This is a genomic window from Actinocatenispora thailandica (assembly GCF_016865425.1).
In the GTDB taxonomy this organism is placed as follows: Bacteria; Actinomycetota; Actinomycetes; order Mycobacteriales; family Micromonosporaceae; genus Actinocatenispora; species Actinocatenispora thailandica.
Genome location: NZ_AP023355.1, coordinates 1,044,828 through 1,063,610, shown reverse-complemented (window position 1 = coordinate 1,063,610; position 18,783 = coordinate 1,044,828). Strand labels below are relative to the sequence as shown.

The 18,783-nt window shown below is 76.1% G+C and carries 13 protein-coding genes; 5 read left to right on the top strand and 8 right to left on the bottom strand.

Going from position 1 to position 18,783, the window contains the following annotated elements; translation table 11 throughout:
* Nucleotides 1–282: 282 nt before the first annotated feature.
* From Athai_RS34695 to Athai_RS04670, 5 genes are all read right to left on the bottom strand, one after another.
* Nucleotides 283–2,355, bottom strand: coding sequence for an AfsR/SARP family transcriptional regulator (locus tag Athai_RS34695; RefSeq protein ID WP_203960326.1), 2,073 nt, complete (start codon nucleotides 2,353–2,355; stop codon nucleotides 283–285).
* Nucleotides 2,352–3,608, bottom strand: coding sequence for an MFS transporter (locus Athai_RS04685; protein ID WP_203960325.1), 1,257 nt, complete (start codon nucleotides 3,606–3,608; stop codon nucleotides 2,352–2,354). Before Athai_RS04685 ends, Athai_RS34695 begins: the two co-directional genes overlap by 4 nt.
* Before the next feature lie 162 nt (nucleotides 3,609–3,770).
* Nucleotides 3,771–6,581, bottom strand: coding sequence for an AfsR/SARP family transcriptional regulator (locus Athai_RS04680; RefSeq protein ID WP_203960324.1), 2,811 nt, complete (start codon nucleotides 6,579–6,581; stop codon nucleotides 3,771–3,773).
* A 129-nt stretch (nucleotides 6,582–6,710) separates the two neighbouring features.
* Nucleotides 6,711–8,069, bottom strand: a complete 1,359-nt coding sequence (locus Athai_RS04675; protein ID WP_203960323.1) for an MFS transporter — start codon at nucleotides 8,067–8,069, stop codon at nucleotides 6,711–6,713.
* A 43-nt stretch (nucleotides 8,070–8,112) separates the two neighbouring features.
* Entirely contained in the window at nucleotides 8,113–8,868 is a 756-nt protein-coding gene (locus Athai_RS04670; RefSeq protein WP_203960322.1) for a 3-hydroxybutyrate dehydrogenase, read from the bottom strand.
* A gap of 109 nt (nucleotides 8,869–8,977) precedes the next feature.
* Between Athai_RS04670 and Athai_RS04665 the strand changes: the two genes are divergently transcribed.
* The gene (locus tag Athai_RS04665; protein WP_239156723.1) at nucleotides 8,978–10,852 is read left to right on the top strand and encodes a helix-turn-helix domain-containing protein; all 1,875 of its coding nucleotides are present in this window, start codon (nucleotides 8,978–8,980) and stop codon (nucleotides 10,850–10,852) included.
* Between the two features lie 33 nt (nucleotides 10,853–10,885).
* Here the strand turns inward: Athai_RS04665 and Athai_RS04660 are convergent, their stop codons facing one another.
* Complete coding sequence (locus Athai_RS04660) at nucleotides 10,886–11,842, bottom strand: GlxA family transcriptional regulator (RefSeq protein WP_203960320.1); 957 nt, start codon at nucleotides 11,840–11,842, stop codon at nucleotides 10,886–10,888.
* An 88-nt stretch (nucleotides 11,843–11,930) separates the two neighbouring features.
* Between Athai_RS04660 and Athai_RS04655 the strand changes: the two genes are divergently transcribed.
* The 3 genes from Athai_RS04655 (at nucleotide 11,931) to Athai_RS04645 (ending at nucleotide 15,402) form a co-directional block, all read left to right on the top strand.
* Entirely contained in the window at nucleotides 11,931–12,761 is an 831-nt protein-coding gene (locus tag Athai_RS04655) for a dienelactone hydrolase family protein (protein ID WP_203960319.1), read from the top strand.
* Nucleotides 12,762–12,876: 115 nt separating this feature from the next.
* Nucleotides 12,877–13,419 carry a hypothetical protein gene (locus Athai_RS04650; RefSeq protein ID WP_203960318.1) on the top strand — a complete coding sequence of 181 codons (543 nt, stop codon included), beginning with the start codon at nucleotides 12,877–12,879 and terminating at the stop codon, nucleotides 13,417–13,419.
* 465 nt (nucleotides 13,420–13,884) lie between these two features.
* Complete coding sequence (locus tag Athai_RS04645) at nucleotides 13,885–15,402, top strand: sugar transferase (RefSeq protein ID WP_239156722.1); 1,518 nt, start codon at nucleotides 13,885–13,887, stop codon at nucleotides 15,400–15,402.
* Nucleotides 15,403–15,425: 23 nt separating this feature from the next.
* Here the strand turns inward: Athai_RS04645 and Athai_RS33885 are convergent, their stop codons facing one another.
* Nucleotides 15,426–16,037, bottom strand: coding sequence for a WecB/TagA/CpsF family glycosyltransferase (locus Athai_RS33885; RefSeq protein ID WP_275422636.1), 612 nt, complete (start codon nucleotides 16,035–16,037; stop codon nucleotides 15,426–15,428).
* A gap of 475 nt (nucleotides 16,038–16,512) precedes the next feature.
* Between Athai_RS33885 and Athai_RS04635 the strand changes: the two genes are divergently transcribed.
* On the top strand, nucleotides 16,513–17,748 hold the full coding sequence (locus Athai_RS04635) for a hypothetical protein (RefSeq protein WP_203960317.1): 1,236 nt from the start codon (nucleotides 16,513–16,515) through the stop codon (nucleotides 17,746–17,748).
* Between the two features lie 143 nt (nucleotides 17,749–17,891).
* Here Athai_RS04635 and Athai_RS04630 read toward each other — a convergent pair whose 3' ends face one another.
* Nucleotides 17,892–18,776: a sulfotransferase domain-containing protein gene (locus Athai_RS04630; RefSeq protein WP_420829818.1), complete on the bottom strand. Its 885-nt coding sequence runs from the start codon at nucleotides 18,774–18,776 to the stop codon at nucleotides 17,892–17,894.
* Nucleotides 18,777–18,783 lie beyond the last annotated feature (7 nt).

Below are 18,783 nucleotides of genomic sequence, written 5' to 3'. Positions count from 1 at the left end.
CGCGCGCCGGCAGCCTGCCGGCGCGCGCCCGAGCGCCGATCGCCGGGCCGGTGCCGGGAGCCGAACGCGAGTCACCGCCGGCACATCGCACCGCCCCGGACGGGCAGCCGTTGGTCGGCTGCCGCCGGATACGTGCCTACGGCACCCAGTTGTGCGTCATCGGTCGCCTCCACTCCACTCGACGGGACGGACGATCGAACCGTAGCGACGCGGCCTGCCGGCGCCGCACATTCCGTGCACACGCCCCGGCCCGGCCCGATCCGGTACGCCCCGCGGGGCGGCTCACCCGGCGAGCGCGGCGGCGGCCGGCCGCCACGCGTGCACCGGGTCCGCGCGCAGCTGCGCGGCGGCGTACCCGGCGACCAGCTCGGGCAGCCGATAGGTGCCGTCCGGCCGCTCCTCGACCAGGTGCACCCGGGCGAGCCGGTCGAGCTGCTCGACCGCCCGATCGAGCGGCACGCCGGCCAGCGCCGCCGCGGCCACCGCACCGAACCCGCCCCGGGGGGCCATGCCGAGCAGTCGCAACAGCTCCCGCGCCGGTGCCGGCAGCGTCCGGTCGGACCAGGACAGCCGGGCGGTCAGATCGGTGTCGTCATCGGACCGCAGGGCGGCGAGCCGGTCGGCCGGCGGGCCCAACCGTTCGATCAGGTCGACCGCCGGCGGGGCGCCCGGCCGGCCGAGCCGCTCCGCCACCAGCCGCAGCGCCAGCGGGACACCGGCGCACAGCGACACCAGCGCGGTCACCTCCGCCGGGCCGACCGTGCCCGGGCACAACCCGGCGGTCAGCACCTCCGCCGCGTCCGCTGCCGGCAGCGCGCCGACCACGATCCGCTGCGCCGCGTCGTGGACCACCAGCCGAGGCAACCGATCGCGGCTGGTCACCACGGTCACCCCGGTACCGGGCAGCAGCGCCCGGACCTGCTCGTCGTCGCGGGCGTTGTCGAGGACGAGCAGGCAGTGCCGGTCGGTGAGCAGTTCCCGCCACAGCGCGGCCCGCCCGGCCAGATCCGGTGGCACGTCCGCGACCGCCGCGCCCGCCTGCCGGAGCAGGCCGGCCAGCACCGTCGCCGGATCGGCCGGCGGCCCCGGCGCGTACCCGCGCAGATCGGCGTGCAGCGCACCGCCCGGGAACCGGCCGGCAACCCTGTGCGCCCAGTGCACGGCCAACGCCGTCTTGCCGACGCCGGCACCACCGGTCACCGCGAGCACCGCCGCGCCCCGCTGGTATCCGCCGGTCAGGGCGTCGAGCTCGGCCGTGCGGCCGACGAACCGGCCGGCGTCCGGCGGCAACCACCGCAGCCGCCGGGCACGACCGCGGCGACCGGCCGCGCCGCCCGCCCCGGCCCCGGCGGCCGGCCCCGCCGCCCGCTCCGGGTCCGCCGGCCCACCCGCGGCCGGCAGCCGACCCGGAGCCGCCGGCCGGCCCCCGACCGCCAGCCCATCCGGGACCACCAGCAGATCTGAGGCCGGCAGCCGACCCGGGGCCCGCGGCGGGACCGCGTCGGCCGCGGTCCGGTGCCCGGCGACCAGCACCGCCGGGCGCAGCCCGGTCGGCCGCGGGGCAGGGCGGCTTGGCACGGCCGTACCGTCGAGCACCGCCCGGTGCAGCCGGCGCAGTTCGGGCCCCGGTTCGATGCCGAGTTCCGCGACCAGGGTGGCCCGCGCCCGGGCGTACGCGTCGAGCGCGCCCGCGGTGTCCCCGGCTCGGGCCAGCGCGGTCAACAGCAGCGCCCAGCCGCGCTCCCGGAGCGGTTCGGCCGCGACCAGCGCGCGCAACTGGGTGCGGATCGCGCCGTCGGTCTCGCCGCTCGCCAACCGGGCATCGAGCAGGTCCTCACGGGCAGCCACCAGGTCCTCGGCGAGCTGTGCCCGGCGCGGGCCGCTGACCGGGCCGGCCGGTACGTCCTCGGCGACCCGGCCCCGCCACAGGCCGACCGCGGCGGCGAGGTACCCGGCGGCGACCCGCGGTTCGCCGCCGGCCGCGGCGGCACGACCCCGGGCGGCCGCCGCCGCGAACCGGGTCAGGTCCAGCTCACCGGGGTCGAGCCGCAGCAGCTGGCCGTCCGGCCGGGCGACCAACCGGTCCCGGGCGCCGCCGAGCGCGGTCCGGATCCGACCGAGGTAGGTGCGCAGATTGGCCGGCGCCGACCGGGGCGGGCGCCCGTCCCACAGTTCCCGGATCATCGACCCGGTCGACACCAGCTCACCCGGCCACAGCAGCAGCAACGCCAGCAGCGCCCGCTGTTTCGGCGGCCCGGTCGGCACCACGGCGCCGTCGACCCGCACCTCGACCGGCCCCAGTACCCGCGCGGCGACCGGACCGGCACCCCGGTGCTCCGGCGGTGGCGCGGTCATCCCGGCCACGGCCCCGCCACCGGAACGTCCGGCTCCGCGTCCGCCCGTGACCAGGCGATCGCGAGTGCCGCGCCGACCGTCGCGGTGAGCGCGCCGGCCAACCCGACCGCGTCGGCGGCGCCGATCCGGTCCGCGCCCAGGCCGGCCAGGATCGTGACCACGCCCTGACCGGCGACCGCGCCGGAGGACATCAGCCCGATCGCCTGGCCCCGGCCCGCCGCCGGGATCCGCGCCACGTACAGCGCCGGGGCCACGGTCACGTAGCTCGCCGCGGCGCCGGACAACGCGAACACCAGGCAGGCCACCGCCAGCGGCGGCCGGGCCGCGACGACCAGCAGCGGCAACCCGGCGAGCGCGGCCAGCGGGGCCATCACCCGGCGGCGTACCGACGGGCGGCAGCGGCCGAGCAGTACGGCGCCGACGACCGCGCCGAGCGGGGTCGCCGCCAGGAGCCACCCGGCGGCCGACGGGCCCGGGTACCGCCCCACCGCGTACGGCACGGCCAACCCCTCCGCGGCCACCGGCAGGCCGATCATCCACACCAGCCCCAGCAGCACCCGCAGCCGCCGATCGGACCACACCAGCCGCGCGGACCGCCGGGCCGAGCCGAGCAGCGACGGCGGTACGTCCGCGGCGCCGGCCGGGGCCGGCCGGCGCCGCAGCGCGAGCCGCAGCACCAGGGCCGAGACCGCGAAGCTCGCCGCGTCCAGCGCGAGGACGCCGTGCGCGGTGAGCAGCGCGGTCAGCACGCCGCCGACCGCGTACCCGCCGATCTGGCTGAGCTGGTCCACGATCGACCGGGCGCCCTGCCCGACCACCAGCCGGTCCCCGACGAGGATGTCCGCGAGCACCGCGCCGTGCGCGGCGTTCGCCGGCGCACCGATCAGCTCGGCCAGTACCAGCAGCGCGAACAGCACCGGCAGCGGCGCCCCCGGTACCGCCATCAGGCCCAGCAGCACGGCGCGCAGGAGGTCCGCCGCCACCAGTACCGTCCGGCGCGGGTACCGGTCGGCCAGGCCGGCGAGCAGCGGCCCGGCGAGTGCGGGCAGGAAGCTCAACGCGAACGTGGCCGCCGCCAGCGCGGCCGACCGGGTGCGGTCGAACACCAGCAGCGACAGCGCGACCCGGGCCACCTGGTCGCCGGCCATGGAGACCAGCCGGGCGCCGAGCACGGCCCGGAACTCGCCCAGCGACAGCACGTCCCGGTAACCGGCGGCACGATCGTCCACGCCGGCCCGCGGTGCCTGCGCCATCCCCATCACCTCCCGGCCCCGTGACCTCCGGCGACGACGGCCGACGGGTGGCGGCCGAACCCGCGTGGGCCCGGATCGAACCGGCGCGTCGGCGGCACCGGCGACCGTAGGCGGAGCCGGTAACCGAACGGATAACCGGCGCCGCCCGCGCCCGCGGGGCTGTCAGCCGAGTTCGTCGAGGCTCGCCCGGACCGCGGTGGCATCCGCGTGCCCGAGCTCCTCCAGCAGCCGCAACGCCCGGGTCCAGGACTCCCGGGCGCCGTCCACGTCGCCGGCGTGGCGCTGCGCCGCACCGAGATGGGTCAACGTGTCCGCCGCGTAGTACAGGTCACCGGCCTCGGTGAACAGGGTCAGCGCCCGGCGGTACGCGTGCACCGCGTCGTCCTGCCGGCCGAGCCGGTCGTTGATGTACCCGATGGTGTCCCACACGTTCGCCTCGGCGTACCCCTCGTTCGCCGCGCGCAACAGGCCACGGCTGCGCCGGCAGCAGTCCAGCGCCGCCTCGTAGTCACCGCGCAGCGCGTGCAACCACCCGACGTTGTTGAGTGCCAGGCCCTCACCCACCCGGTGACCCGCGGCCTGGAAGTGCGCCAGCGACCGGTTGGTGTGGTCCAGCGCCGCCGCCGGCTCGTCCCGCCGCTCGAACATCAGCCCGAGATCCGCCTCCACGTGGCCCTGCGCCACGAGATCACCCACCTCGGCGAACAGGTCCAGGGCGCGCTGGTACTGCTGCTGCGCGGCGGCGTACTCGCCGAGCCAGTGGTGCGTCTGCGCGACCTGGTGCCGGGCGTGCGCCAGACCGGTGCGGTCACCGGCCGCGGCGGCGGCGCGTACCGCGATGTCCATCAACGCGGCCAGCTGCGTCCAGGGCCCGCGCCGCTGCAGGAAGTCGGCGGTCGCCACGGCCAGTTGCCAGGTGTGCCGGGCGAACCCGGCCGCCGCCGCCTGCCGGACCAGCGCGTCCAGCGTGTCGCGTTCGGCGGTGAACCAGGCGAGCGCGTCCTGCACCGTGGCCAGCTCGGCGACCGTCACGCCGGGCACCGGCCCGTCGAGCCGCACCACCCCGCGGTACGGCCGGAGCAGCAGGTAGGCGGCACGAGCGGTGTGCAGGTAGTGGTCCAGCGTGCGGACGAACGCCGCCCGCCGCTCGACCGGGTCGTCCGCGTCGGCCAGCTCCGCCGCGTAGGCGCGCAGCAGGTCGTGGCTGCCGTACCGGCCGGTGGTGCGCTCGACGATCAGGTGTGCCCGGACCAGTTCGTGCAGCGCGACCCGGGCCTGCCGGGCGCCGATGCCGGCGAGCGACGCAGCCGCGGCGAGGGTCACGTCGGGGCCGGGGTGCCGCCCGGCGCGCCGGAACACCGCGGCCGCCGCCGGGCTCAACACGTCGTACGACCAGGAGAAGACGGCACGCAGGTCGGTGGTCGCGTCGCCGCCGTCCAGCGCGTCCAGGGCGGCGGCCTCGTCGCCCAGCTCGGCGACCAGGCCCGGCAGCGAGGATGCGGGGTGAGCCGCGGCGCGCGCGGCCACCAGCGCCAGCGCCAGCGGCAGCCCGGCGCAGCGGCGGATGATCTCGTCCAGCAGCGCGGTGTCGGCGGCGATACCGCTGCGGCCCAGCCGCCCGGCCAGGAAGCCGCGCGCCTCGTCCGCGGCCGGCACGTCGAGCCGGAGCGGGCCGGCGCCGTCGCTCGCGACGAGCCCGGACAGGTGCACCCGGCTGGTCACCAGCGCGACGCTGGCACCGGCGCCGGGCAGCAGCGGTCGGGCCTGGTCGCTGTCGCGCGCGTTGTCCAGCAGCACCAGCGCCCGCCGGCCGGCGAGCAGGCTGCGGTACAGCGCGGCCTGCGCGTCCGGGTCGGCCGGGACCTCGGCCGGCGGCACCCCGAGTGCCTCGACGAACGAGCGGACCGCGTCCGACGCCTCGACCGGAGCCCGGTGCGGGTCGAAACCCCGCAGGTCGACGTACAGCTGACCGTCGGGGAAGTCGGCGGCGTGCTGGTGCGCCCAGTGCACCACCAGCACGGTCTTGCCGACCCCGGCGGTACCGGTCACCGCGGCCACCGCGGTGGCGGCCCCCGGGCCGGTACCGGCCGGGCCGGGGTCGCGACCGGTGCCGGGCGGGTCCGGGACCCGGACCAGGGCGGAGAGCAGCGACAGCTCGCCGGTGCGGCCGGTGAAGTCGGCGACGTCGGCCGGCAGTTGCGCCGGTCCGGCCGGCCGGGGGCGCGGTGCGGGCGCCGATGGTTCCCGGTCGGCGTCCAGGATCTCGCGGTACGCGGCGCGCAGATCGGCGCCGGGGTCCAGGCCGAGCTCGTCGGCGAGCAGCCGACGGCCCTCGTCGTACAGCTCGATCGCGGCCGCCCGCCGACCGGCCCGGTACAGCAGCCGCATCAGCAGCGCCCGCAGCCGTTCCCGCAGCGGGTGGTCCAGCAGCGCGGCACGCACCGGCTCGACGAGATCGGCGCCGGCATCGGCGGCCAGCGCCCCGGCCGCGCAGTCCTCGACCGCCGCCAGGTACTCCTCGTCCAGCGGTACGGCCAGCCGCTGCCCGCCCACGGTGTGCCGCAGCTCCGGTACGGCCGGGCCGCGCCACAACTCGATCGCCTCGCGCAGCAGCCGCTCCGCCGCCGCGGGCGGCACGTCCCGGGCCCGGCGTCGCAGCGACCGGAACCGGGCCAGGTCGACGCTCGCCGGATCGACGTCGAGCCGGTAGCCGCCGCGCACCCCGGTCAGTACCGCCGGGGTGGCGGCGAGAGCAGCCCGCAGCTGCGACATCCGCACCTGCACCAGTTTGCGGGCACTGGCCGGGAACTCGCCGTCCCACAGCACGCCCATCAGCGCCTCGACGGGCACCACGCGGCCGACGTCGAGCAGCAGCACCGCGAGCAGCTGCGGTGCCTGGCCGGCGGGCAGCGGCACGTTCCGGTCGCCGCTGCGCACCTCGACCGGCCCCAGCACCTGGAAGGTCACGCTCACCGCTCGCCCCGGTTCCGCCGTCCGCCGCGACCGCCACCCCGTGGCGGCCCAGCGAAGACTACCGGCGGCTGCGCCGGGTGCGGTCGACCGCACCCGGCGCAGCCGGTCACCAGGAGGTCCGGCGGCCGCTCAGGGCACCAGGGTCGGTACCGGGGTGTCCTCGGCGGCCAGGTCGCGGTCCCGGGTCTCGGTGGAGAGCAGGACGCCGACCACGGAGATGACCGCGGCGGCGAGCACGTACCCGGCGACGGCGTACCCGGTGCCGAAGCTGCGCAGCAACGCCAGCGCGATCAGCGGCGCGACCGAACCGGCGACGATCGCGGTCACCTGCGCGGCGATCGAGGTACCGGTGTAGCGCACCGTGGTGTCGAACTGCTCGGCGAAGAACGCCGCCTGCGGCCCGTACATCGCGGCGTGGATGATCAGCCCGACCACCACCGCGACGCCGATCGCGAGCACGTTGCGGGTGTCCAGCAGCAGGAAGAACACGAACGCCCAGACGCCGGTACCGACCGCGCCGAACAGGTACACCGGGCGCCGCCCGATCCGGTCGGACAGCGCACCGAACGCCGGCAGTGCCAGCACGTGCACCGCGTTCGCGACCAGCAGCGCGTCCAGGATCAGCGACTTGGAAAGGCCCAGCCGGGTCGTGGCGTACACCAGCACGAACGCGGTGATCACGTAGTAGACGACGTTCTCGGCGAAGCGGGCCGCGGCGCACACCAGCAGCTGCCGGGGGTAGCGGCGCAGCACCTCCAGGACCGGTGCGCGGCGCTGCGCGGCCTGCTCGGCGCGCTGCCGGGCGGCCACGAACAGCGGGGCGTCCTCGACCGACTGCCGCACCCAGTAGCCGAGCGCCACCAGCACCGCGGACAGCAGGAACGGGATCCGCCAGCCCCAGGACAGGAACGCGTCGTCGGAGAGTACCGAGGCGAGCACCGCGAGGACCGCAGTGGCGATCAGGTTGCCGGCCGGCACCCCGGACTGCGGTACCGAGCCCCACAGCCCGCGCCGCTTCGCCGGGGCGTGCTCGGTGACCAGCAGTACCGCGCCGGACCACTCGCCGCCGACCGCGAACCCCTGGATCAGCCGCAGCGCCACCAGCAGGAACGCCGCACCGATACCGAGCGTGTGGTAGGTCGGCAGGCAGCCGATCAGCAGCGTGCCGCCGCCCATCATCAACAGGCTCACCAGCAGTAGCCGCTTGCGGCCGATCCGGTCACCGAAGTGCCCGAACACCAGCCCGCCCAGCGGCCGGGCCGCGAACCCCAGCGCGTAGGTGAGGAACGAGAGCATGGTGCCGACCAGCGGATCGCTGTCCGGGAAGAACAGTTTCGGGAACACCAGCGCCGCGGCCGACCCGTACAGGAAGAAGTCGTACCACTCGACGGTGGTGCCGGCCATGCTCGCGGCGAGGACCCGGGCCAGGGCGCTGCCGGAAGCCGGGGTGGCCGGACCGGGTGATGCGGGTGCGGTCTGTTCGGTCATGACTGCGCTCCAGTGCTCGTGCGGCGGAACCCGCCGCCGGGGGTCAGAGGGCGGTCCAGCCGCCATCGAGGGTGAGGGAGGCGCCGGTGATCGACGCCGCGGCCGGCCCGCACAGGTAGCCGACGAGCTCGGCGACCTCGGCGGGCTCGACCAGCCGCTTGCTGGGGGTACGCGCGAGCAGCACCCGGTCGAGGACCTCGGCCTCGGCGATGTGGTGCTCGCGTGCCTGGTCGGCGATCTGGCGTTCCACCATCGGGGTACGCACGTAGCCGGGATCCACGCAGTTGCAGGTGATGCCGCGGCCGGCCGACTCCGCGGCGACCACCTTGGACAGGCCCTCCAGGCCGTGCTTGGCGGCGACGTAGCCCGCCTTGTACGGCGAGGCACGCAGGCCGTGCACCGACGAGACGTTGACGATGCGCCCCCAACCGCGCCGGTACATGTGCGGCAGGGCGGCGCGGACCAGCCGGAACGGCGCCTCCAGCATCAGCCGCAGCAGGCCGGTGAACTGCTCCGGTGGGAAGTCCTCGACCGGGGCCACGTACTGCCGGCCGGCGTTGTTGACCACGATGTCGACGTCGCAGTCCAGCGCGTCGAGCTGGGCCGGGTCGGTCAGGTCGACCGCCACCGACCGGCCGCCGACCGCGTCCGCGATCGCCGCCGCACCCGCACCGTCCCGGTCGGCCGCGACCACCGTGGCGCCGGCCGCGGCCAGCCGCCGGGCGCACGCCGCGCCGATTCCGCCGGCCGCGCCGGTCACCAGCGCGGTCCGGCCGTTGAGGTCCTGCCCGCTGTTCATGGCGCCACACGTTAGGCACCGGATGGCGCGAATCACATGTGCCGTCACGCCATATTCGAGCGCCGACGAGTATGGCGCCGGCCCACCGGTCCGGGCACAATCCGCGGGCATGGAGTCCGCGTTCCTGGAGTTGCTGCTGGCCGAGGCGCCGGCAACGGAGTACGAGGTGCCGCTGGAGCGCGCCCGCCAGGCCGGCGCCGACCCGGCGACGCTGGCGGCGCTGGCCCGGGCGAGGACGCTGGCGCTGCGGCTGCGTACCCAGCTGGCCCGGCACCGCCGCCGGGAGAACGAGTTGGCCGCGCTGTTCTCCACCGCAGGTGACCTGGCCACGCTGCGCGACCTGGACGACGTGCTGCACGCGATCGTGCGCCGGGCCCGCCGGCTGCTCGGTACCGACGTGGCCTACCTGACGCTGGAGGACCCGGCGCGCGGCGACACCTACATGCGGGTCACCGACGGCTCGGTCGCCGCCTCCTTCCAGCGGCTGCGGCTGCCGATGGGCGCCGGGCTGGGCGGGCTGGTGGCACAGACCGCCTCCCCGTACCGCAGCCCCAGCTACCTGGCCGACCCGCAGTTCGCGCACACCCGCGACATCGACACCGGGGTGCGCGACGAGGGGCTGGTGGCGATCCTCGGCGTACCGCTGCGGCTCGGGCACCGGGTGATCGGCGTGCTGTTCGCCGCGGACCGGCGGGAACGCCGGTTCGCCCAGGACGAGATCGCGCTGCTGGGCTCGCTGGCCGACCACGCCGCGATCGCCATCGACAGCGCCCGGATGCTCACCGAGACCCGGGAGGCCCTCGCCGAACTGGACCAGGCGAGCCGGCTGGGCGCGGCCCGCGCCGCCGCCACCGAACGCGCCGCGACCGCGCACGACCGGCTCACCGCGCTGGTGCTGCGCGGCGGGGACCTGGACGACCTCGCCCGCGCCGTCACCGACGTACTCGACGGCACCCTGTCGGTGCTCGACCCCGACGGCGCCCGGATCGCCGGCGCGGCAACCGATCCGGGCGGCGACGTGCCGGCGCTGGTCGGCGCGGCGCGGGAGAGCGGGCGGGCCGCGCACGCCGGGCCGTACTGGGTGGTCGCGGTGACCGCCGGCACCGAACAGCTCGGCGCGCTGGTACTGCACACCGCGGCGCCGCTGGACGAGGCCGACCAGCGGACCCTGGAACGCGCCGGCCTGGTCACCGCGCTGATCATGCTGTTTCGCCGGTCCGCGGCCGACGCGCACGCCCGGGTCGGCGGCGACCTGCTCGCCGACCTGCTGCTCGCACCGGACCGCGATCCCGCCGGCCTGCGCGACCGGGCACACCGGCTCGGCCTCGACCTGACCCGGCCGCACCTGCTGCTCGCCGTCGCCTGGGCCGAGCACGCGCACCGTGGCGACGGCGCCGCCGGGTCCCGGGCCCGGCTGGCGGCGCTGGCGGCGGCGCACGGCGGGCTCGCCACCCGGTACGAGGGGCGCGACGTGCTGCTGCTGCCCGGCACCGATCCCGCCGGCACGGCCCGGGACGTCGCCGCCGAACTGCGCCGGCACGGTACCGTCGCCGCCGCCGGCCCGGCGGCCGGCCCGGCGGCGGTCGCGGCCGCGTACCGGGAGGCGATTCGGTGCCTGTCCGCGGCGCTGGCGCTGGGCCGGCACGGCGACGGCGTGACCACCGCCGACCTGGGCTTCCTCGGCGTGGTGCTCGGTGAGGGCCGCGACCTGGACGGCTACCTGGCCGACACGCTCGGCCCGCTGCTGGACTACGACGCGGCGCGCGGGGCCCGGCTGGTGCAGACGCTCGACGCGTACTTCGCCGCCGACCGCAGCCCCAGCCGCGCCCGGCACGCGCTGCACGTCCATCCGAACACGGTGCACCAGCGGCTCGACCGGATCACCCAACTGCTCGGCGCCGACTGGCGCTCGCCGGCCCGCGCGCTGGAACTGCAGCTCGCGCTGGCCCTGCACCGCACCCGTACCGTGCCACCGGCCGGGTAGCCCGGGCGGCCGGCGCGGCCCGGCCGGGCACGATCAGGCGTGGCGGAAGGTGGCCCGGTGCGCGCTCGGGCGCCGGCCGGTGTGCCGGGCGAACAGTGCGGCGAACGTGCCGGGGTCCTGGTAGCCGACCGCCGCGGCGATGCTGGCGACGGTGCGGTCGGTGGTCTCCAGCAGCTGCCGGGCCCGCCGCACCCGGGCCGCCTGCAGGTACTGCAGCGGGCTCTGCCCGGTCTCCGCGGCGAACCGGCGCAGCAGCGTCCGGGTGCTGGCATGGCAGGCGGCGGCGAGCCGCGGCAGATCGTACCGGTCGGCGAGGTGCCGGTCGAGCCAGCGCATCGCCCGGTGGGAGAACTCGGTGCCCGGCTTCGGCAGCAGCCGGGCGTCCACGTACGGCGCCTGCGAGGAACGGACGTCGTCGAGCAGCGCGACCCGGGCGGTGCGCCGCGCCACCCGGGCGCCGCTATGCCGGCGCACCAGCCCGAGCGCGAAGTCGTACATGGCGCTGAACGCGGCGGTGGTGGTCACCCCGGCGTCGGTGACGACGAGCCGGTCGGCGAGCACCTCGGCGCCCGGGTACCGGCGGGCCAGCTCGGCCGCGAACAGCCACGCGGTGGTGGCCCGCCGGCCGTCCAGCAGACCCGCCTCGGCCAGCAGGAACGCGCCGACGCAGATCGACACCACGGCGCTGCCGGCGGCGACCCGGTCGCGGATCACCGCGATCTCGGGGCCGAGGGCGGCGAGCCGGGCGGCCGTGTCGATGTCCGGCCCGAGTTCGAAACCGGGCACCACCAGCACGTCCACCTCGCGCAGCGGGACGACCGCGAGCGGGACACCACCGGCGGCGACGACCCGGTGCCGCGCCGACAGCACCGACACCTCGACGCCGGGCCGGCCCGGACCGGCGATCCGGCTCGCCATCGTCAGCAGGTCGGGCACCCCGAAGACCTCGGAGGCGAAACAGCCCGGGTACGCAAGGACACCGACGCGCACGCCACCCCTCCCGACGATGGCGGGATCGCCGCCAGACCTGGCGATCCCGCCACTGTCAGCCTACGGCCCGGCGCGGCACGCTGCCAGGGTGACCACTGCGGAACGCGACCAGAACGACCCGATCACCGATTTCGACCGCCGCCGCGTCGACGTGGCCGGCACGGTGAAGACCGTGTACGTCGCGGGCACCGGGCCGGCCGTGGTGCTGCTGCCGGAGATGCCTGGCATCAGCCCGGACGTGCTCCGGCTGGCGCGCTGGATCCGGGCCGCCGGCTGCACGGTCTTCGTCCCGTCGCTGTTCGGTGTCGACGGCGCCTGTCCGACCGCCGCGGACGGCGTCGCGGTGTTCCGGCGCGCCTGCGTCAGCGCCGAGTTCCGCGCCTTCGCCGGCGGCGGTACCAGCCCGGTGACGTCCTGGCTGCGCGGCCTCGCCCGGCAGGCGCACGAGGAGTGCGGCGGCCCCGGCGTCGGCGCGATCGGGCTCTGCTTCACCGGTAACTTCGCGCTGGCGATGACGCTGGAGCCGGCGGTGATCGCGCCGGTGGTGAACCACCCGTCGCTGCCGATCGACGACCCGGCCGGCATCGAACTGAGTGCCGGGGACGCGGCGGCGGTCCGGGACCGGGTCGAACGGGACGGGCTGTCGGTGCTGGCCTACCGGTTCGACGACGACAAGTGGTGCACCGGGCAGCGCTTCGCCGCGTACCGCAAGCTGCTCGGCGACGCGTTCGACGGCCGGGTGCTGCCCGGCGCCTGCGCGAACCCGGCGCCGCCGCCGTTCTTCGCCGACGTGGTCGGTACCCCGCACAGCGTCGTCACCGCGCACCTGGTCGACCGGGACGGCCACCCCACGATCGAGGCCCGCGACCAGATCCTCGCCTTCCTCACCGAGCGCCTGCTGCCGGCGACCCGCGGCTGACCGGGCGGTGGTGCCGCGGTCGCCGTTGCCGGCTGCCGCACCACCCCCGGGCGAGGGAGGCCGCTCGCACCGCGGAGTGCGCCCAGGCGGCGGAGTTCCCGCGAGTGTGGGTGGCATGACGATCTCGACCTCCGGGCTCGAACCGGTGACGCAGCGCCGGGTGCCGCGATGGGCCGAACGTCTGGCACATGCCATCCCCTTCATGGTGTTGCCTTCCGGGCTCTGGCGACTCGCCGTCGCGTCGGGCTTCTCGATGGGCGGTCTGGACGACGCCGGGAGGCCGGCCGTCGTCCATGGCTGGGGCGCCGCCTACCTCGTCGCGGTCACCCTGCTGTCGGAAGTCATCGCGCTGAGCGGCTTCGCGCTGGTCAGACCCTGGGGGGAGCTGACTCCGAGGTGGTTGCCGTTCATCGGCGGTCGCCCCGTGCGGCCCACAGCGGCGACTGTTCCGGCGACGCTCGGGGCGGTGGCGCTCATCCTGATCTGGACCGTGGGTTTCTGGGACGTCTGGTCCGGCGGGCAGTCATCCCGGATGGCCAGCCCCTTCTGGGCGGCCGTCTTCACCGCATGCTATGCGCCGTTGAACCTCTGGGGTCCCGCGCTTCTCGCGTTGGCCTGGGCCTACCACCGCCGCCGTGCGGGCCGCCATCGAGGCTGAAACCGTTCGAGCCGGGATGGATCGGGTGCACGACCGAGTCGACCGGGCACCGGTCCTGTGCACGACCCGTCGGGTGCGCCGGCATCCGGTCCGTCGGACCCGGGCCGTCGCGGGAAGGTGTGCCGCGACCGCGCGCGGGTAGTCGCCGGACGGCAGGCTCGCCCTCCTCGGTGTGGGCGTCCGGTCGAGCCGCGAGACAAGAGCGGGAACACCGGGTTTCAGACGGCTCCGCGGAGCATGCGTCAAGCAGAGCGCGGCTGGTCCCTCCCGCCGCCGGACGCCCGGCGCCGCAACCGAATCGGCCCCGAACGAACGCGGACGCCGAAACAGGATGGCGCGTTTGGGTGGATGACGGACGACGATCGGTCAGATCCCCGCCAGAAGCATTGGGTTCACACCCGGTTCACCCTAGGGTTTCCGGTGGGAGCTGGCGCGTCGCCGGCGCTGCGGCGGAGGTGATGCGTGGTGGCTGCGGAGACTCTGACCGCAAGACCCGCATCGTTCCCACCCCGACCGGATTCTCCTGGCACGCCCGAGAAGCGTGGATCCGGGCAGCGCTGGATCGGCCGGTACGTGCGCGGGCTGGTCGGCCTGGACGTGGCGATCGCGGTGCTCGCGGGCTGGGCCGCGCTGGGTGTGGTGTTCGGCGCGGTTCCGTTGCACGCCAACGTGGTGCACCTGCTGATGGCGGGCGCGCTGCCGATCGCCTGGCCGGTGGTGCTGGCCGCGAACCAGTGCTACGACCGGCGGCAGCTGTTCGTCGGCAGCGCCGAGTACGACCGGGTGTTCCGTTCCGGGGTGGCGCTCGCCGCGGTGGTCGCCCTCGCCGCCTACCTCGGCGACCTGGGCCTGTCCCGGGCGTACACGGTGGTCAGCCTCACCGTCACGGTCCCCGGTACGGTGCTGGGCCGGATGGCGATGCGGCGGGTGCTGCACCACGGTCGCCGGCACGGCCGGTGGCTGCGCCGGGTGGTGGTCCTCGGGCACGTTCGGGCCGTCGCCGACCTGTGCCGGCAGCTGCGCCGCGAGCGGTACCACGGGATGAGCGTCGCGGGCGCCTGCGTGCCGGTGGCGAACCTGGCCCGGCACGGCGGCCTCGACCAGCTGGACGGGCACCTGGTCGTCCCCGGTGTCGACCTGCCGGTGTACGGCAGTTTCGACGACGCCGCGTACGCGGTCGAGGCGGCGCAGGCCGATGCGGTGATCGTGCTGTCCTGCCCGGAGCTGGACGGCCCGGCGGTGCGCCGGCTGGCCTGGCAGGTGGAGAACGACGACACCGACCTGATCCTCGCCAACTCGCTGATGGACGTGTCCGGCGACCGCATCACCGTCCGGCCGGTCGACGGCCTGCCGATGCTGCAGGTGACCCATCCCCGACTGCGCGGCACCGGCCGGCTGGCGAAGGCGCTGTCCGACCGGATCGGCGCCGCACTGCTGATCGTGCTGACGCTGCCGCTGCTGGCCGCCGCGGTCGCCTGGATCCGGCTCACCTCACCGGGCCCGGCGCTGTTCCGGCAGGTGCGGGTGGGTCGGGACGGCCGGCCCTTCACGATGGTCAAGCTGCGCACCATGTACCTCGACGCGGAGCGCCGGCTCGCCGGGCTGCGCGGCGACGACCCGGACAACGTGCTGTTCAAGCTGCACGACGATCCGCGCGTCACCCGGGCCGGACGGCTGCTGCGGGCGCTGTCGATCGACGAGCTGCCGCAGCTGTTCAACGTGCTGGCCGGGCACATGTCGCTGGTCGGCCCGCGCCCGCCGCTGCCCGACGAGGTCGCCCGCTACCCCGCCGACATGGGGCGCCGGCTGGTCGTCCGGCCCGGCATCACCGGGCTGTGGCAAGTGTCCGGCCGGGCCGACCTGTCGTTCGACGACGCCGTGCGGCTCGACCTGCGGTACGTGGACAACTGGTCGCTGTCGCTGGACCTGGTGATCCTGCTGCGCACCGTGACCGCCGTGCTGCGCCGCTCCGGCGCCTACTGATGGCCGGTGGGCACCGGCCGGTCTCAGAATCCCGGACGCGCCATCGGATGCTCGGCGACCGGCGCGGTCCGCGGGCGGGAGCCGCGGCGCAGCACGTGGTAGAGGAAGCGCGGGTTGCCCAGGACGTAGCGGGCGAACAGCCGGCGCGGCTCCTGCGCCAGCCGGTACGCCCACTCCAGGCCGAACCGGTACACCAGCGGCGGGCACGGGCGGCGTTCACCGGCGGTCCAGTCCAGCCAGCCGCCGCAGGTGATCGCGACCGGGGGTGCGAGCGCGTCGCGGTGCTCGGCGAGCCAGAGCTCCTGGCGCGGGTTGCCCAGCCCCACCAGCAGGATCCGGGCGCCGCTGGCGTTGATCGCGGCGATCAGCGCCGGCTCGTCGGCCGGCTGGAAGTAGCCGTGCGCCACGCCGACGACCCGCACCCGGTGGTCGGTGTGCAGCCGCTCCGCGGCCCGTTCGGCGACGCCGGGCTTGCCGCCGAGCAGGAAGACCGGCAGCCCGGCCGCGGCCCAGGCGCCGCACAGCGGCGCGGTCACGTGCGTCAGCGGCACCCGTCCCTTCGGCCGGTTGCCGAGCAGCCGGGCGGCCCACACGATGGACTGGCCGTCCGGGAAGTTCAGGTCGGCGGCGGCGATCGCGGACGCGAACGCCGGCTGCCGGGCACACAGGTTGACGACGTGCGCGTTGACGCCGACGACCGTCGCCCGGCGCCCGGTGGCCGCCCACCGGGTCGTCAGGCCGACCAGGTCGTCGGTGTCGCACAGGTCGACCGGGGTGCCACCGACGTGGACGCGCTGTGGCGGGAGCCCGTCGGGGAACCTTCGATCGGGCGAGCCGGAGTCCGTTCGTCTGCTCGCCGGGCGGAGGTGCGAGTGCGTGCCGGTGTCGGGTGCGCTCGCCCGGACCCGCGAGCCGCCGCTCGGCCGCCAGGTGGGCGGCTCGTCGGTCCGACCGGCGACCCGGTGAGCGGCGGGGGTGGCGAGGCCGGTCCGCAGCCAGCGGGCCAGCGGACCTCGCGGCCCCGAGAACGGGCCGGGCGCAGCCGATCACGAGGTTCACCAACAGGTTCTGCCATGGCGTGCTCCGAGGGGTGACGAGAGGGATGGATGGATGAGCGATCCGCGCGCCGGAACGGACGGGTTGGGATGGGTGTGCCGGGCGCTGTTCGCCGGTGCCGACGTGCGGGTGTCGGTACCGGCCGAGCCGCCCGCCGCCGGTTGGCGCACGGTGGGCCGGTTCGCGGTCGTACCGGACGCGGCGCGGGCCAGGTTCCTGCTGCCGGTGGCCTCGGCCCGGGTGACCGCGGCGTCGCTGCTGTGCTTCAACGCGTTGCGCGAGCCGCGCACCCGGGCGTTGCGCTGGGCACTGGGCACCGCGGCCCGCACCGGCGCGGCCCGCGCGCTGCCGGCACTGACCGTCTCGATACCGTCCGATGTGGATAGTCGGGACCGGTACGTGGTGCACCATCTCGCCGACCGCCTCGGCGCCGGCGAGCTGCACGCCGCGGTCGGGGTCCGGCCACCGGACCCGCACCACAAGCCGACGGTGCAGCTGTTCGACCCGGCCGGCACGCCCCGCGGGTACGCGAAGATCGGCTGGAACGGCGCCACCCGCGCGCTGGTCCGGGCCGAGACCGCCGCCCTGGCCGCGCTGCCGTCCGGTGCCGGCTTCCCGCTGGTACCCAGGCTGCGCTACGCCGGGGAGTGGCGGGACCGCAGCATCGCGGTGATCGAGCCGCTGCCCGCCGACGTGCGCGCGGTGCCCCGCGCCGACGACCCGTACCCGACGGAGTTGCTCGCGGTGGCCCGCAACGCCGGCCCGGCCACGCCGCCCCACCGGTTGCGCGGTACGGACTTCCTGATCCGGCTCGCCGACACCGCCGGTACCGCGCTGGCGGGCGGCTGCGCGCCGGCCGGGCGGGCGGTCCGGGCCGCCGCGGCGCTGCGCGACCGGTACGGCGAGGTGGCCCTGGAGTTCGGGCACTGGCACGGCGACTGGGTGCCGTGGAACCTCGGCACCCACCACGGCCGGCTGGTGGCGTGGGACTGGGAGCACCACGCCGCCGACGTTCCCGTCGGGTTCGACCTGGCGCACCACGGGTTCCAGCGCGCGCTGACCCTCGACGGGGTACCGGCCGCAGCGGCCACCGAGGCCGCCGCGGCGGCGCTGGCCCGGTACGGTCCGATGCTCGGCCTGGACGCCGGGGCGCAGCGCGCCGTGCTCGACTGCTACCTGCTGGAGCTGTGGCTGCGGACCTGGCACATCGCCGACGCCGGTGCCGGCTGGAACACCCTGCTGCATCCCCACCTCCTCGACGTGCTGGCGGACCGGCTGGCCCACCCGTGACGCCGCTCCCGGCCGGCCCGCGCGATCCCGGTCGCGCCGCCGGCCGGGCCCGGCCGGCGCGGTCGTCCAGCCGGCTCGGCCGTCGAACCGGCTCGGCCGTTCAGCCGGCTCGGCCGGTTCAGCCGTCCAGCGGGCTCGGCCGCTCAGCTGGCCCAGTCGAAGTCGATCCCGAGCCGCTCGGCCAGCGCCCGGTTGTACGGCCGGAAGTACTCGGTCAGCTCGGCGCGCACGGCCGGGTCCATCGGCGCCGAGCGGCGGTCGTTGTACACCCGGAACTCGCCCGGGTCGAAGTGCGGCAGGCCGACGAACTCCAGCACCCGGCGGTAGCTCGCGGCCGGCTCCCGGTACAGCGACTCGCTGGGCAGGACCAGCAGCTGGCCGCGCTCGAACCGGTCCAGCCACGGCTCCAGGTGCTCCAGGTACCGGCCGCGGGCCCGGTAGGTGTGCCAGTCGTACGGCTCGCTGAAGTAGTTCTCGTCGGCGATCAGCCGGCCCCGCTCCCCCGCGGTACGGGCCGGTTCGGCGGCGAGCGCGGCGGCGAAGTCGAGCGGCTCGTGCCCCTCGGTGCGCCGCTCCTTCCAGTGCGAGTAGGCCCGTTCCACCGGATCGCGCAGCAGCACGATCAGCCGTACCCGCGGCATCAGCTCGTGCACCCGTTGCGGCGCAAGGGGATGGAACATGTACAGCGGCGCCGCCTCACCGGCGCGCACCGGGCCACCGTAGCGGTCCGACTGCGCCGCCCGCTGCCGCTCGGTCGGGAAGTGCGACCGGTACCAGTCGACGCCGCGCGGCCAGTTCTCCTCGAAGTAGTGCGAGGTCTTGGTGTTCCAGGCCGGAAACAGGTGCGGTACCCCGGGATGGCGCAGCAGGTAGTTCCACAGCGAGGTGGTACCGCCGCGCTTGGTCCCGATGATCAGGAAGTCCGGCAGCGGGCGGCGGGACGCGGTGGCCTGCCCGTACCGCACCAGGGCTCGCTTGAGCCCGCCGGTCACCGGCGCCGGGGTGAGTTCCTTGACCCGGTCCTTGATCGTCGCC

Coding starts and splice junctions, on each gene's coding strand:
- Athai_RS04685 (WP_203960325.1), bottom strand. CDS start 3,608: ATGGCGCAGGCACCGCGGGCCGGCGTGGACGATCGTGCCGCCGGTTAC.
- Athai_RS04675 (WP_203960323.1), bottom strand. CDS start 8,069: ATGACCGAACAGACCGCACCCGCATCACCCGGTCCGGCCACCCCGGCT.
- Athai_RS04650 (WP_203960318.1), top strand. CDS start 12,877: ATGACGATCTCGACCTCCGGGCTCGAACCGGTGACGCAGCGCCGGGTG.
- Athai_RS04670 (WP_203960322.1), bottom strand. CDS start 8,868: ATGAACAGCGGGCAGGACCTCAACGGCCGGACCGCGCTGGTGACCGGC.
- Athai_RS04635 (WP_203960317.1), top strand. CDS start 16,513: ATGAGCGATCCGCGCGCCGGAACGGACGGGTTGGGATGGGTGTGCCGG.
- Athai_RS34695 (WP_203960326.1), bottom strand. CDS start 2,355: ATGACCGCGCCACCGCCGGAGCACCGGGGTGCCGGTCCGGTCGCCGCG.
- Athai_RS04665 (WP_239156723.1), top strand. CDS start 8,978: ATGGAGTCCGCGTTCCTGGAGTTGCTGCTGGCCGAGGCGCCGGCAACG.